This window comes from Enterovibrio sp. FF113 (assembly GCF_041439165.1).
GTDB classification, from domain to species: domain Bacteria; phylum Pseudomonadota; class Gammaproteobacteria; order Enterobacterales; family Vibrionaceae; genus Enterovibrio; species Enterovibrio norvegicus_A.
Genome location: NZ_JBGONO010000023.1, coordinates 33,510 through 47,729, shown reverse-complemented (window position 1 = coordinate 47,729; position 14,220 = coordinate 33,510). Strand labels below are relative to the sequence as shown.

The 14,220-nt window shown below is 47.9% G+C and carries 12 protein-coding genes; 8 read left to right on the top strand and 4 right to left on the bottom strand.

Features of this window, described 5'->3' with window-relative positions; genetic code table 11:
• Nucleotides 1–176 precede the first annotated feature (176 nt).
• Nucleotides 177–2,066, bottom strand: a complete 1,890-nt coding sequence (locus ACED36_RS17495; protein WP_017006465.1) for a sigma-54-dependent Fis family transcriptional regulator — start codon at nucleotides 2,064–2,066, stop codon at nucleotides 177–179.
• Nucleotides 2,067–2,333: 267 nt separating this feature from the next.
• On the opposite strand from ACED36_RS17495, the gene ACED36_RS17490 reads away from it, so the two are divergent.
• Genes ACED36_RS17490 through ACED36_RS17465 form a run of 6 tightly spaced genes read left to right on the top strand, consistent with a single transcriptional unit; the run spans nucleotide 2,334 to nucleotide 8,291 of the window.
• On the top strand, nucleotides 2,334–3,413 hold the full coding sequence (locus tag ACED36_RS17490; RefSeq protein WP_371733599.1) for an ABC transporter ATP-binding protein: 1,080 nt from the start codon (nucleotides 2,334–2,336) through the stop codon (nucleotides 3,411–3,413).
• A 10-nt stretch (nucleotides 3,414–3,423) separates the two neighbouring features.
• A complete protein-coding gene (locus tag ACED36_RS17485; protein ID WP_017003883.1) occupies nucleotides 3,424–4,560 on the top strand; it encodes an ABC transporter ATP-binding protein in 1,137 nt (378 codons plus the stop codon).
• A complete protein-coding gene (locus tag ACED36_RS17480; protein ID WP_016959820.1) occupies nucleotides 4,550–5,419 on the top strand; it encodes a carbohydrate ABC transporter permease in 870 nt (289 codons plus the stop codon). The genes ACED36_RS17485 and ACED36_RS17480 overlap by 11 nt, the downstream gene beginning before the upstream one ends.
• A 3-nt stretch (nucleotides 5,420–5,422) precedes the next feature.
• On the top strand, nucleotides 5,423–6,220 hold the full coding sequence (locus tag ACED36_RS17475) for a carbohydrate ABC transporter permease (protein ID WP_016959821.1): 798 nt from the start codon (nucleotides 5,423–5,425) through the stop codon (nucleotides 6,218–6,220).
• 39 nt (nucleotides 6,221–6,259) lie between these two features.
• Nucleotides 6,260–6,532, top strand: a complete 273-nt coding sequence (locus ACED36_RS17470; RefSeq protein WP_016959823.1) for a DUF2160 domain-containing protein — start codon at nucleotides 6,260–6,262, stop codon at nucleotides 6,530–6,532.
• 25 nt (nucleotides 6,533–6,557) lie between these two features.
• Nucleotides 6,558–8,291: an ABC transporter substrate-binding protein gene (locus ACED36_RS17465; RefSeq protein WP_016959824.1), complete on the top strand. Its 1,734-nt coding sequence runs from the start codon at nucleotides 6,558–6,560 to the stop codon at nucleotides 8,289–8,291.
• A 166-nt stretch (nucleotides 8,292–8,457) separates the two neighbouring features.
• On the opposite strand, the gene ACED36_RS17460 is transcribed toward ACED36_RS17465, so the two are convergent.
• Nucleotides 8,458–10,779, bottom strand: coding sequence for a response regulator (locus tag ACED36_RS17460; protein ID WP_371733598.1), 2,322 nt, complete (start codon nucleotides 10,777–10,779; stop codon nucleotides 8,458–8,460).
• 82 nt (nucleotides 10,780–10,861) lie between these two features.
• Between ACED36_RS17460 and ACED36_RS17455 the strand changes: the two genes are divergently transcribed.
• Together ACED36_RS17455 and ACED36_RS17450 are read left to right on the top strand one after the other, a co-directional pair.
• On the top strand, nucleotides 10,862–11,644 hold the full coding sequence (locus ACED36_RS17455; protein WP_016959826.1) for a hypothetical protein: 783 nt from the start codon (nucleotides 10,862–10,864) through the stop codon (nucleotides 11,642–11,644).
• A gap of 53 nt (nucleotides 11,645–11,697) precedes the next feature.
• Nucleotides 11,698–12,378, top strand: coding sequence for a flagellar brake protein (locus ACED36_RS17450; RefSeq protein WP_016959827.1), 681 nt, complete (start codon nucleotides 11,698–11,700; stop codon nucleotides 12,376–12,378).
• Between the two features lie 85 nt (nucleotides 12,379–12,463).
• Here ACED36_RS17450 and hppD read toward each other — a convergent pair whose 3' ends face one another.
• Together hppD and ACED36_RS17440 are read right to left on the bottom strand one after the other, a co-directional pair.
• Nucleotides 12,464–13,567 carry a 4-hydroxyphenylpyruvate dioxygenase gene (gene hppD, locus ACED36_RS17445; protein ID WP_371733597.1) on the bottom strand — a complete coding sequence of 368 codons (1,104 nt, stop codon included), beginning with the start codon at nucleotides 13,565–13,567 and terminating at the stop codon, nucleotides 12,464–12,466.
• A gap of 188 nt (nucleotides 13,568–13,755) precedes the next feature.
• Nucleotides 13,756–14,115, bottom strand: a complete 360-nt coding sequence (locus ACED36_RS17440; protein WP_371733596.1) for a DUF2750 domain-containing protein — start codon at nucleotides 14,113–14,115, stop codon at nucleotides 13,756–13,758.
• Between the last annotated feature and the right edge of the window lie 105 nt (nucleotides 14,116–14,220).

Genomic DNA, 14,220 nt, shown 5'->3' with positions numbered 1-14,220 from the left:
TTCAATAAATGAACGTATTTTGTAAAAACACTCATCCGACCATTTGCGAGCCACATCTAATATTTATAACTTTATCAATGGAACTTTTTACTAAGATGCTCGAGAGCGCGCAAATAAAACGTGCAACAGAACACTGACAACGCACAAAAATCGCTGCCATTATCGCGTAAATCGCCCTATTTCAGACCGAGTGAACGCAGTCGCTTATAGATAGTGTTACGACTCACACCAGTGAGTTGCGCTAAGCGGGTAATGTTTCCATCGGACGACGCATAAAGCGCGGGAAGGGTATCGCGCCAGCTCGCAGACTGTGCAACCGGACTTACTACGTCATTTTCTGGCAGGGTGGAAATAGAAGGCGATTGCACATCCAAGAAAAAATCATCGGGCAAATGATGAGTCTGTATCCGCTCCCCCTGTGACAACGCCAATGCCACACGGAGGGTATTGACCAACTGACGAATATTTCCCGGCCATGGGTGCTGGGCAAATAAGTGAAATACTTCTCGGTCGATAACCACATTTTGATCGGCTGCAAGTTCAGGTAACAACGCACTGACTAAGGGTTCTATATCTGATCGTTCGCACAATGCGGGTAAAAACAGCGTTAATCCGTTGATACGATAGTAAAGGTCATCTCTGAACCGCTTCTCAGCAACCGCCGACCTCAATGACTGATGCGTTGCGCAAATCACGCGAAAATCGACAGGGTAGCTTTCCGTACTGCCTAGCGGTGTCACCGCTTTCTCTTGTAGCACCCGCAACAATCGCGCTTGAACATGCAGTGGCATATCGCCAATTTCATCCAGCATCAAGGTGCCGCCGTCTGCTTGACGAATATAGCCCATGCTGCCTTTTGCATTGGCCCCCGTAAACGCGCCTTTTACGTAACCAAACAGTTCTGATTCCACCAGCTCAGCAGGGATCGCGGCACAGTTCACCGCCACCATTTTTTTCTTAGCGCGGTTTGACGAAGCATGTACCGCCTTCGCAAACACCTCTTTGCCTACTCCCGTTTCGCCTTGTATAACCAAAGGGATATCGCTGTTAACCACACTTAACGCTTGGCGTATTGCCTTTTGCATTTTCAGATCACCAAGGTCGAGATGTGGCAACTGGCGATCGCTCGGCGCAATAGCCACTTTTTTTGGCATTGGCGCAGATGAGTTGGGCGAGAATGCAGGCGTCTGCGTTGAAAAGGGGGAGCGAATTGTCCGCGTCATAGGCTGCTTGATCGCGCCAAACAAACGATATTTAGACAGACCAATAAAGGAAAGAGAATGATTTTCAGGATGTGCAGAAAGCTTTAGCGCTGATATACCCGTTACATATTCTATGCTTAATCCCGCCAAGGTCTGGCCCACTAATAGATCGGCACGTCGATTTGCAGCAACAATGTCTCCGCTTTCATTAAACACCAACAACCCCGCCCATTGGCTCGTAAGGTTATCACTGCTGGTATTGAAAATAAGCATGTGGTGATGATGACGATAGGTTGCGATGATCAGTTGGTTCTCTACCGCCTGCGTCATTACCTTCACCATGCCGTTCACATGTGAGGTGGGCAGATACGCATCCGACGATATGTTCAACACACCCACAAGATGACGATCACTGTTATAAATTGGCGCTGCAGACGCCGTCATATAACGGTTGGCGATCAAGTAATGTTCATCGCGTCCCACCGCAACAGCTTCACCTGTTTGCAAAGCCGTTCCGACTGCATTAGTGCCATTGTATTTTTCTAGCCAGCTTGTCCCTTGGTCAAACAAATGCTTTTCCATTTGGCTAACAAAACCCGGTCTCCCCCAGCGACTTAGCAAATTGCCATCATTGTCTGCCAGCAGCACAAGGCTGTTGCTGTTGACCAATATATTTTCGTAAAAAGGCAGGACTTGCTCCTGAGTGGTCGCAATGAGGTCATTAGACCGATCGCGGGCATCATGCCATTGACCTTGATTCAACTGCACGATTTCAGGCGTGGCCTTTGGTGACAGCCCAAGGGACTGACATCGACGCCAAGAGGCCTGAATAATCTCATCATGAGTGTGAGCTATATCGCTCATTGTGAATCCCTTCCATGCGCATTCGAACAGAAAATGAGCGTTAAGCATTGTTCACATTTTGTTAACAGTCAACAAAATGGGTGACACTTTTTTCACACCATTACTGTTCATCCTCACATAAAATATCAACAAATCAGAAGGTTAACATTTTATTAACTATTGGCACGGTTCTAGCGTATGTCATTCGGAATGTGATGACGATGCGCGTTTTCGCCAAACGTATTGTTGCACCGCTGCATCGACCCCAACACTTATCAGGGAGCCTTCATGTCACTTGAATTGAAAAATGTCACAAGGGTAAGTAACAACGAAGTGTGGCTAGACAACATAGACCTTCGTATTGAGCCCGGTTCTTTCAACGTATTACTTGGTCGAACATTGGCAGGGAAAACCAGCCTAATGCGGCTGATGGCAGGGCTCGATAAGCCTTCCTCTGGAACGGTCTTGTTCAATGGGCAAGATGTCACTGGCGTGCCAGTTCGCGAACGAAACGTGTCCATGGTGTATCAGCAGTTTATCAACTACCCCAACATGACGGTGTATGAAAACATCGCTTCACCACTGCGATTAGAAAAACACCCTAAGCACATCATCAAAGAGCGCGTGCAGGAAATAGCTGAAATGCTGCACATTGAATCTTTTCTGAATCGGCTTCCTCTTGAATTGTCAGGTGGGCAACAACAGCGCACTGCCATGGCAAGAGCGCTAGTGAAAAATGCCGATTTGATTTTGTTCGATGAACCCTTAGTGAACCTTGATTACAAACTGCGCGAAGAGCTAAGACAGGAGATGCGCGAACTGTTTGCCGAACGTAATACGATCGCAGTGTATGCCACCACCGAACCGAATGAAGCCTTGGCGCTGGGTGGCAACATATTGCTCATGCATGAAGGTCAAGTGATCCAATCTGGCCCCACGGCAGAGGTGTACCACCACCCCGCGTCTGTCACCAGTGCCGAACTTTTTGGTGAGCCGCCAATTAACCTTATTCGTGGTAGCGTCGGCGAAGGCAATGTCTCTTTTGACGAACATATCCATTTCCCGCTCAACACGAATCTCGGCGAGTTAGAAGACGGTCAATACCAATTCGGTATTCGACCAAACCATCTCAGTCTGGTCCCCAACAACGATGACGATCTTGAACTTTCCGTCGACGTTGAGCTAGCAGAGATCAGTGGCAGCGAAACGTTCCTTCACGTACGCAATCGTGACATCAACATGGTGCTGCACCTACCTGGTGTTCACGACTACGCCGTAGACGCAAAAATCAGCATCTATGTGCCCACGCATAAGCTCTATGTTTTTGATCAGTCAGAGCAGCTCATTCAATCTGCGCGCCGTTTGTGAGGAAATAAGCATGGCAGAAATTATTCTCGATTCGCTGGCGCATTCTTACTCGCCCTCACCACAGGGACGAAGCGACTACGCCATCAGAAAAATGACACACACTTGGCGCAACGGCGGAGCCTATGCCCTGCTGGGCCCATCAGGCTGCGGTAAAAGCACCATGCTGAATATCATTTCCGGCTTGCTAACGCCTTCTGAAGGCAAAGTCGTGTTCGACAATCAGGATGTCAGCCAACTTGCGCCGCAAGAAAGAAACATCGCGCAGGTTTTCCAGTTTCCTGTGGTGTACGACACCATGACGGTGTACGACAACCTCGCCTTTCCACTTCGCAACATGAAAACCCCTGAAGCCAAAGTCCGATCGCGAGTCAGTGAGGTCGCAGAACTTCTCGAACTCACGTCCGTGCTGGACAAACGGGCCAGCAACCTTACCGCGGATGAAAAACAAAAAGTCTCCATGGGACGCGGGTTAGTGCGTGAAGATGTCTCGGCGATTTTGTTTGATGAACCCCTGACGGTGATCGACCCACATCTGAAATGGAAACTTCGCCGCAAGCTCCGTCAAATTCACGAACAGTTTCATATCACCATGATTTACGTGACGCACGATCAGCTAGAAGCCGCCACTTTCGCAGAAGAAATTGCCGTGATGTATGACGGTACCATCGTGCAATTTGGTACGCCTCGCGAGTTGTTTGAATCCCCCAATCATACCTTTGTCGGCTTTTTTATCGGCAGTCCCGGCATGAATCTTCTCACCGTGCAAAGAACCGATGATGGCAATGTCAGTTTTGAAGACATTGCGCTTCCGCTGACCCCTGAACAGCGCGAGGTATTAGCCGCGACAGAAAGCGACAACATCAAAGTCGGCATACGACCCGAATTTGTTCATCTGTGGCAGGAAAAGCGCGATCACGCGTGGCAAGTGCCCGTGCAATACATCGAAGATCTTGGGACATACAAAATCGTGACCGTTCGGTTTGGTAGCCAAACGTTAAAGCTGCGTATCGCAGAAGAAGCACCCGAGCCAAAAGACCACGCCTACATCAGTTTTCCCGCGCAATGGTTAAAACTGTATGTGGATGAATACCTGACCGGTGAACCGCAACACACCGCACTGGAAACGGGAGATCAGGATGCAGACTAAAACTGAAAACAATCGCGCATGGTTGCTGGTGATGCCCGTGTTCCTGCTGGTTGCCTTCTCCGCCATCATTCCGCTGATGACGGTGGTGAACTACTCGATTCAGGACATTTTCGACCAAAACACCCGCTATTTTGTCGGCACCGAATGGTATCGCGAAATTCTTAATGACCCCCGCCTCCACGATTCGTTAGTACGCCAGTTTATCTACTCCTTCTGCGTATTGGCGATAGAAATCCCACTGGGTATCGCCGTGGCGTTGACCATGCCAGCAAAAGGCTTAAAAGCCTCCATTGTGTTGATTGTGTTGGCTGTACCGCTGCTGATCCCTTGGAACGTAGTGGGCACTATTTGGCAGATTTTCGGGCGTGCCGACATTGGCTTACTGGGCTGGTTTCTCAACAACATTGGCGTCAGTTACAACTATGCGTCCGATCCCGTTGATGCGTGGATCACTGTGCTCGTCATGGACGTGTGGCACTGGACCTCACTGGTCGCACTTTTGTGTTACTCAGGCTTACGCGCTATTCCCGATGTGTATTACCAAGCGGCGAAAATCGACCGCGCATCTAACTGGGCAGTGTTCCGATATATCCAGTTACCCAAGCTTAAAAGCGTACTGTTGCTCGGCGTCCTGCTGCGTTTTATGGACAGCTTCATGATCTACACCGAGCCGTTTGTGCTTACGGGTGGGGGCCCCGGAAACTCCACCACCTTCTTGTCACAAGCACTCACAAAAATGGCAGTCGGTCAGTTTGATATCGGCCCCGCAGCCGCTTTCTCCATTATCTACTTTTTGATCATTTTGCTGGTTTGTTGGGTGTTCTACACCGCCATGACCCGCATGGACGCGAGGAACTAAGCCATGACAAAAAAATCGATTGGCCTATCTGCCTACATCCTCTTCTTGATGCTACCGATTTATTGGTTGCTAATGATGTCGTTCAAAACTAATGAGGAAATATTGGGTGGCCTCACCTTCTGGCCACATTCTTTTACCTTGGATAATTACATCGTTATCTTCTCTGATCCGAGTTGGTATAACGGTTACCTGAATTCACTGACTTACGTCACCATCAATACCTTGTTGTCGCTTTCCGTCGCTTTGCCTGCCGCTTACGCATTTTCACGCTATCGGTTCATTGGCGACAAGCACCTGTTCTTTTGGTTGCTCACCAACCGCATGGCGCCTCCTGCTGTGTTTCTGTTGCCATTTTTCCAGCTCTATAGCTCTGTCGGTCTCTTTGATACCCACATTGCTGTCGCCCTCGCGCACTGCTTGTTCAACGTGCCATTGGCGGTATGGATATTGGAGGGCTTTATGTCCGGCGTACCGAAAGAAATCGACGAAACCGCACACATTGATGGTTATAGCTTTCCCCGCTTCTTTGTTCGGATTTTTCTTCCCATGATCCGCTCGGGTATCGGCGTCACCGCATTCTTCTGCTTTATGTTTAGTTGGGTGGAACTGCTCTTGGCACGAACGCTCACGTCAGTGAACGCCAAGCCCATCGTTGCCACCATGACCCGTACCGTGAGTGCGTCTGGTATCGATTGGGGCGTGCTGGCAGCCGCGGGCGTGTTAACCATTGTTCCCGGATTATTGGTGATTTGGTTTGTTCGAAACCATGTCGCGAAAGGTTTTGCATTAGGACGTGTGTAATACCAATCGGCGTAAGTAATTGGTTTAAGGAGAAATACGATGAGTTGGATGGCCTGGACACTCCCAAGCACACTGTTTTTTATCACTATTGGCTGCATGTTGACAGCAATGACCGTACTCGAAGTACTTCGGCCTTGTGTAGAAAGGAAAGGATTTTTGCCTATCAGCACAACCCGAGGTGATCGATTATTTATAGGCCTGCTTAGCAGCGCTTATATCCACCTTTTCTTCATCGGAATGACAGATCTACCCATCTGGTATCCCTTCGGGATGTCAATCGTGTGGTTAGTGGCCGTTATTCGCTGGGGTTAGGGAAAAACGACAAAGGAGCGAAACTATGAAGCAATTGTCTGCTGTACCCAAGTGGACCCCTCTCGGGTTCATGATCGGGCTGTTACTGGCACCGGCGGCGCTCGCCGACCAGTACAGCGATGCGGCAACGAAGTGGGTCGATGATGAATTTACCCCTTCAACGCTTAACAAAGATGAACAGCTGAAGGAAATGGCGTGGTTCACTAACGCTGCCAAACCTTTCCGCGGTATGGAAATCAAGGTCGTATCCGAAACCATCACGACCCATGAATATGAATCAAAAGTGCTGGCAAAGGCTTTCGAGCAAATCACGGGCATTAAGGTCACGCACGATCTTATACAAGAAGGTGATGTGGTAGAAAAGCTACAAACTGAAATGCAGTCAAACCGCAGTATCTATGATGCCTACATCAATGATTCTGACTTGATTGGTACTCACTTCCGTTACGGTAAAGTGTTCCCAATCAGTGACTACATGGAAAGTGAAGGCAAAGATGTCACGCTGCCAACGCTGGACCTTAATGACTTCATCGGCCTCAGTTTTACCACTGGCCCAGACGGAAAACTTTACCAACTGCCTGATCAGCAGTTTGCCAACCTTTACTGGTTCCGCGCCGATTGGTTTGCTCGTGCTGATCTCAAAGCCAAGTTCAAAGAAATATACGGCTATGAGTTAGGTGTGCCCGTCAACTGGTCAGCCTATGAAGACATCGCTGAGTTCTTTACCGTTCATGTTAAAGACATCGATGGTGAACGCGTTTACGGCCATATGGATTACGGTAAGAAAGACCCATCACTTGGCTGGCGCTTCACCGATGCATGGTTCTCCATGGCAGGTGCAGGTGACAAAGGCATTCCAAACGGGATCCCTGTCGATGAGTGGGGCATCCGTGTCGATGGTTGCTCGCCAGTCGGTTCAAGCGTTGAACGTGGCGGTGCCACAAACGGCCCAGCTGCCGTGTTTGCGACCACCAAATACGTGGACTGGCTGCAAAAATATGCGCCACCAGAAGCACAAGGCATGACCTTCTCTGAAGCGGGACCTGTGCCAGCGCAAGGGTCAATTGCACAGCAAATCTTCTGGTACACCGCATTTACGGCAGACATGACCAAGCCAGGTTTGGCCGTCGTTAATCCTGACGGCACCCCGAAATGGCGCATGGCACCATCGCCACGCGGCCCTTACTGGGAAGAAGGCATGAAGCTTGGCTACCAAGACACAGGTTCATGGACACTGATGAAGTCCACCGAGCCTAAGCGTCGTATGGCAGCATGGTTGTATGCACAGTTCACGGTTGCCAAAACCGTGTCACTGAAGAAAACACTGGTCGGTTTAACGCCAATTCGTGAGTCTGACATTAACTCTCAGGCAATGACAGACGTTGCACCTACCCTTGGCGGTCTTGTGGAGTTCTACCGTAGCCCCGCGCGCGTGCAGTGGACACCGACCGGTACCAATGTGCCTGATTATCCAAAACTGGCACAGCTTTGGTGGCAATACATTGCTGAAGCAGCAAACGGTGAGAAAACACCACAAGAAGCGTTAAACGGATTGGCAGCGGCACAAGACAAAGTATTACAACGTCTTGAGCGTGCCAACGTGCAAGGCGAGTGTGGTCCTAAGCTGAACAAACCGCGTGATGCTGAATACTGGCTAAACCTGCCAGGTGCACCGAAAGCGAAACTGCAGAACGAAAAACCAAAAGGGCAAACCATCAATTACGATGCGCTGCTTGAAGAGTGGAAATCGGCACTTTAACGACATGACGGCCACTTCCTATTCATACCGGAAGTGTTAACCCAGCGTTTCTCGTTGGACGACATGACGCAAAACGCCTGCGAGAGATCCGCAGGCGTTTTTTATTCATCATCAATGATTGACCCATCATCAGTGCTCGTGATTCTCCAGCACACAAGGCTCTGTGTTAGCTAGTCTTGGCTTTTTCCTGCGCAGAACCTGGCATGTACATTTTTATCATGCGCTCCAAGTCATCTTTTCTCACTGGCTTAGCAATATAGTCATCCATACCCGCTTTTAAGCAATCATCTCTGTCTTGAGCCGTCGCATTTGCGGTCAATGCCACGATGGGTGTGTGCTGTGCATAGCCGTGTTCTCGAAGCAATCTTGACGCTTGATAACCATCCATTATCGGCATTTGACAGTCCATAAAGATCAAATCAAAGCATTCGTCTTCACACATATCTAACGCGATTTTACCATTTTCAGCCACAACAACTTCAACCCCTAAGCGCGCCAACATCGCCTGTACCACGCGCTGATTAACCAAGGTATCTTCGACGACTAACACGCGTCCTTCATAAGAATCAGATTCTTCTGCATGTCGAACAGGAAGTGTCTTTTCCGTTTTTTCTCCAGTCATCGAGATCACCCCTAGCTGTGCTTGGTGACTTCGCAGGATTTTCGCTAAGATATTCCGAAGATCATTGAACTTGTAAGGGCGAGATAGATAGCCTTCAATATGAAAACTCTCCAATTTTACGCTGTCATGCATTTCTGGGGCTGCGGTGATCATAATTAAACTTGGGCACCGCTTACCAAAGCGGTTACGCAATTTTGATGCAATTGAAAATCCATCTGTATTCGGCATCAATTTATCGAGAATCACTATCTTATACGGTCTCGCGGTATCAATACGCTCGGCAATCATGTCTTCTGCATCTTCGGGATGCACACAACAAGAAATCTGAGACCCCATATTGCCAAGCTGCGCGCTGGTAATGCGCATGTTCAATCTGCTGTCATCCACCAACAGCATGGCTGCGTCAGCAAATAATTGAGAATCAACGGGTATACCTTCAGGGATCGACGCACGGTCGAAAGTCAAAACGAAGTAAAAGCGGCTGCCCTCCCCTTCGGTACTTTCTAACAGCAAGCGTCCACCCATCAGGTCAACAATTTGGCTGGAAATAGCCAGCCCTAAACCTGTGCCACCAAAGTTGCGGCTCATGCTGCCATCAGCCTGTTCAAATTTTTCGAAAATTGTATCTTGCTTATCCGCCGGGATACCAATTCCGGTATCACGGACTTCGAACAATACCGTGCACTGTTCACCAACATCTTCGAGCTGCCTGATGCCAACATGAATACTGCCATGCTGAGTGAATTTCACTGCATTCCCTACCAAATTGATCATCACCTGACGCAACCTAGCTGCGTCGCCCATCAAAATAGGTGCCAAGCTATCCTCTACCTCGCACTTAAACTCGAGGTCTTTTTCTTTGGTTCTTAGGCGGAAAAGATGTTCTATGTCTCGATTGAGCTCAAACAGATTCAGCTCCAGCACTTCAAGTTCGAACTTGCCTGCTTCAATTTTTGAGAAATCCAGAATGTCATTAATAATGTCTAGCAACGATAGCGATGACGTCTCGAGCATATCGATGAATTCTTGCTGCTCATCATCCAGTTTGGTGCCTTTAAGCAGTGACGCCATGCCAATAATGCCGTTCATCGGCGTGCGGATTTCATGACTCATGTTAGCCAGAAACTCACTTTTCTTAAGATTGGCACCTTCAGCATGCGCCTTGGCTTCATGAAGATCTGCGCTGTACTCACGCATTTTTTCCACCGTGGTGTTGTACTGGGTGTAAAGCGTCACCAGCTCTTCGCCCATTTTACTTTTTGGCGGGTCAATGGTTAATGGCAAATTATCAACATCAAATTTGGTCACACGCTGAGAAATCCAAATCAATGGCCTCACAACATCCATGTAAACAATGAAAAACACCAAGCCACCCAAAATCAATGTGGCGCCACCTAAAAACAGCAACAGCATCACAAATCGCTCAGTCAGCGCGTTGTAGACATCTTGTAGACTGACCTCAATTTGCACAAAACCAAGTTCATACTCTTTGCCAAATTGGTTCTGAATCAAGGGCCATTGATAGGAAATTTTGGGTTCAGGCGGGCTTTTACCTTCTTCAGCAACCAGTCGACTTGCATCGAAAACGCGAATATAGCTAACGGCGGGGTGTTGGTAGATCCCCTTCGTAATCACGCCCACTTGGTCCACATCCTCTTGCCACAAACTGTTCGTAATACTTGGTAAATCCGTTTCTTGGATCAGCAACGTATTTTCTCGTAACAGTTCAGTGCGTGCCTGATAATCCAAATACAACGCAAAGGCCGCGACTAGAAATGCCAATAAACTGCAGACGAACAAAATGCGCCCCACCAATCTGGCGGCCATGCTGGAAGGCTGACGAAGATTCTCTTTTTGATTCAACATAGTCTAGGCTTATGGGTGTCTTATATATGGATCATCTTTCTCTAATAATAGTCATAAAACACAAACTTGGATGACGATTACCATGTCCAGAAAAAAACCATTTTTCTCTTCTCTGCCCACAATACCTTTGTTGATTTTGGCTGGATTTTTTTTCAGTACCAACGCCACCGCTTGGACACTTGATTACTATGTTGTTCAAGACCAATCAGAACCTCTGCAAATTCAAGAGGAAGGCCAAAATCACCGTGGCATTATAACGGACGTACTCTACAAGGCGCTGGAAGGAACGTCGCATCAGGTCCGAATCCATACCTATCCATTTAACCGCATGCTCGCTGAACTCACAGAATCTCAAAAACAGAATTGGGTTACCTATGGCAGTCCGCTATGGGGCGGAATGCAAGCAGCAAACCTTTCGTCACTGCCTCTATTTGAGGTTGAACACAGTATTCTCAGCAACGCCAACAACGTTTTGCCTTATGACAACCCTGACGATCTCGATGGAAAAATAGCGGTGTTGCTGTTTGGGTTTGATTACCCTGGGCTCGATGCAAAAATACACAAAGGGGTGGTAAGCGAAGTGCGAGTAAAAAACTATGACGCAGCATTTCGAGTAGTCGATCGCCTTAAAGGCACAGGGGGTTTTGTCGAAATGGATATTCGCCTCAAATATCATTTGAAGCGCCTCGGGTTTACACCTGACGATTACGATCTTCGTAAAATTAGTAACTTGATCCCCAACTACTCTATTCATTTGGCCTATTCGCCAGGCATTGATCCCGAGATACAACGCTTCCTCGACATGCGTCTAACGCAATTGGTTGAAAACAATGAGATCAGCATGATTGTAGACAAATATCAGTAGAGATATTCATGCACTGGTTTATCGCATAACCCAACAAGTAATGGAAAATGGCTATGCAATCACTAAAAACTGAGGGTTCCGATAGCTTCTACAAACTGATGGAGATCGGTGCCCGACTCAATATTGAGCTTTCTGATGATCCAAAGAAAATGCAGGTTGCTTCTCGGCTAGTGGGTTATCGAAAAGAGCAGTTTCTTTTGATTGACTGCCCAACGGGAAAAGACCCTTTTATCGAACGATTCTATATTCCCAACAACGAAATCATCGTTCGTGCTATCACGGATAGTGAATTTCGGGATGTCATCGCGTTTCGTTGTTTAGTCATGGGCGTCATACAAAAGCCCATCCGGCTGCTTATCGTTTCCATTCCTGAGAACATTGCACACCGACAAATCCGCCAAGAGCCCCGCATAGACACAAACATGTCTATTCGCATCCAAGGCGGTGAAGGTATCTTTAGCGGAAGAATGACTGACTATTCAGTGTCAGGGTGCTGCTTAGAAATCACTGCCGATGAGCATTTGCTGTTTGAAGATGAAACGTTAGAAATCATCATTGATTACGGTAGTGATTTGAGCGGTAAAATCAAAGGCACTGTTGTAGCAGTCAATAACGAGAAAGACCCACCCACGGCAGGTCTTCGGTTTGACGAAAGCGGCGCCTCACTGCGAAAAGAGTTTTTCTATCAACTGCTGTTTGATATCCGTAAAAACGACAAATCGCTGGACGTCTGACTAAGCACTTGCAAACAAATACCGTCCAACAGGCTGTCACTCTCAGCAAGAACGACTGCCTGGTTCGATCTCTATTATCTCGTCATCATCCTGCGTCCAACACGCCTCGACGTATCTGGTCCATTTCAATCGATTCAAACAATGCCTGAAAATTCCCTTCGCCAAACCCTTGGTTACCTTTACGCTGAATAATTTCAAAGAACACAGGACCAATGACGGTGTCGGTAAATATCTGTAACAGAATACCGGTACTCTCATTGCCATCAATCAATACACGCAGTTCGCGAAGTTGATTCAGGCTTTCATCGTGTCCTTCTACTCGCCCATTGACGTTCTCGTAATAGGTGTCAGGCGTATCCATAAAACGCATGCCGCGCGAGCGCAAAGTGTGAACGGTTTGGTATATGTCATCAGTGCTCAATGCGATATGTTGAATACCTTCGCCATTATAGGCATCAAGGTATTCCGCAATCTGCGATTTATCATCACTCGATTCGTTAATGGGGATACGGATTTTTCCACAAGGGGCGGTTAACGCGCGAGATTTCAATCCCGTCAGCTTCCCTTCGATATCAAAAAAGCGGATTTCTTTAAAATTGGCGATACGATCGTAAAAATCCGACCACACATCCATGTTACCTTTTTCGACATTGTGCGTGAGATGATCAATCACCTTCAACCCCGCATCCGCTGCCTTAAGCGTTTCCTGCCAATTAGGGTAGTAAGTAAAATCAATGTCGTATATCTCACTGTCACCGTATCGATCAACAAGATAGAGATACGAACCGCCAATACCATGAATGGCTGGGATGTTCAGCTCCATCAAACCGATGCGAGGTTCACAAGCTTCTGCGCCTTGCTTCACCGCATAGCTCATAGCGTGGCTAGAATCATTGACCCGAAACGCCATGGCATTCACGCTGGCGCCATGTTGCTTCGCAAAACCTTCCGCTTGTGAATCATGTTCGCCGTTAACGATGAAATTGATGTCGCCCTGACGATAAAGCCACACGTCTTTATGTTTGTGTTTGGCGATCTCCGCGAAGCCCATCAGCGAAAAAAGGTTTTTCAGATCGGCAATGCCTTTTGCATTGGGCGCCGTGTATTCAACAAACTCGAAGCCATCTGTCCCCATTGGATTGATTGTTGTCTTTGCCATCTTCATTCCTCCTGCCAAGCCATCAGCCATTGGCGTCCCTCTTAAATGCACCGAACCATGTGCAGATCATCCCAAATCAATGATGCTTAGTCTGGGATATGCCTTTAAAGGGATAGCAGTCTGTAAGCACAAACAGCAACGCAAGCGTGCCTTCACAAGGAAGCACACTGTAAAGGAAGTTGTGTACAAGGAGATTGACAGTACGTGATGGCGCGCTGTTAATTGGGCAAGCTGACCTGTAAATATCGTGCAACCATTTCAGCGGCTTCAACTTCTTCTCCACAAAGATCAGCCCCCCAATCTGGCCCCAACATTACTGCATCTTTCGCGAGATCCACCAGCCATTCGTCAACAAATTCGGGAATGGTAATGGCCATTGGCGCAAAATCTTCCCACTCGTCAACACAATGAATGGCCGCCGCATCTCTTGAAGACCAAAACGGCATGACATCAGTATCTTCATAAATGGATGAATCACAGATCACCCACCCTGTTTTACATTGTAAACCCCATACCTCACCGTGATGGCGGGAATTGGCAACGAACCGCTCTACGGGTGTCGCTTCAATGGTTGTCATGCCCTTTCTCCTGATTTGCGCAAAGTCTTCTATGACGCCAACATATGGCAAGCTAACACTTCAATTTATGCAGTAGAAATGGGGCGTTGTGTATCAAGATTGAGG

Coding starts and splice junctions, on each gene's coding strand:
- ACED36_RS17495 (WP_017006465.1), bottom strand. CDS start 2,066: ATGAGCGATATAGCTCACACTCATGATGAGATTATTCAGGCCTCTTGG.
- ACED36_RS17490 (WP_371733599.1), top strand. CDS start 2,334: ATGTCACTTGAATTGAAAAATGTCACAAGGGTAAGTAACAACGAAGTG.
- ACED36_RS17485 (WP_017003883.1), top strand. CDS start 3,424: ATGGCAGAAATTATTCTCGATTCGCTGGCGCATTCTTACTCGCCCTCA.
- ACED36_RS17480 (WP_016959820.1), top strand. CDS start 4,550: ATGCAGACTAAAACTGAAAACAATCGCGCATGGTTGCTGGTGATGCCC.
- ACED36_RS17475 (WP_016959821.1), top strand. CDS start 5,423: ATGACAAAAAAATCGATTGGCCTATCTGCCTACATCCTCTTCTTGATG.
- ACED36_RS17470 (WP_016959823.1), top strand. CDS start 6,260: ATGAGTTGGATGGCCTGGACACTCCCAAGCACACTGTTTTTTATCACT.
- ACED36_RS17465 (WP_016959824.1), top strand. CDS start 6,558: ATGAAGCAATTGTCTGCTGTACCCAAGTGGACCCCTCTCGGGTTCATG.
- ACED36_RS17460 (WP_371733598.1), bottom strand. CDS start 10,779: ATGTTGAATCAAAAAGAGAATCTTCGTCAGCCTTCCAGCATGGCCGCC.
- ACED36_RS17455 (WP_016959826.1), top strand. CDS start 10,862: ATGTCCAGAAAAAAACCATTTTTCTCTTCTCTGCCCACAATACCTTTG.
- ACED36_RS17450 (WP_016959827.1), top strand. CDS start 11,698: ATGCAATCACTAAAAACTGAGGGTTCCGATAGCTTCTACAAACTGATG.
- hppD (WP_371733597.1), bottom strand. CDS start 13,567: ATGGCTGATGGCTTGGCAGGAGGAATGAAGATGGCAAAGACAACAATC.
- ACED36_RS17440 (WP_371733596.1), bottom strand. CDS start 14,115: ATGACAACCATTGAAGCGACACCCGTAGAGCGGTTCGTTGCCAATTCC.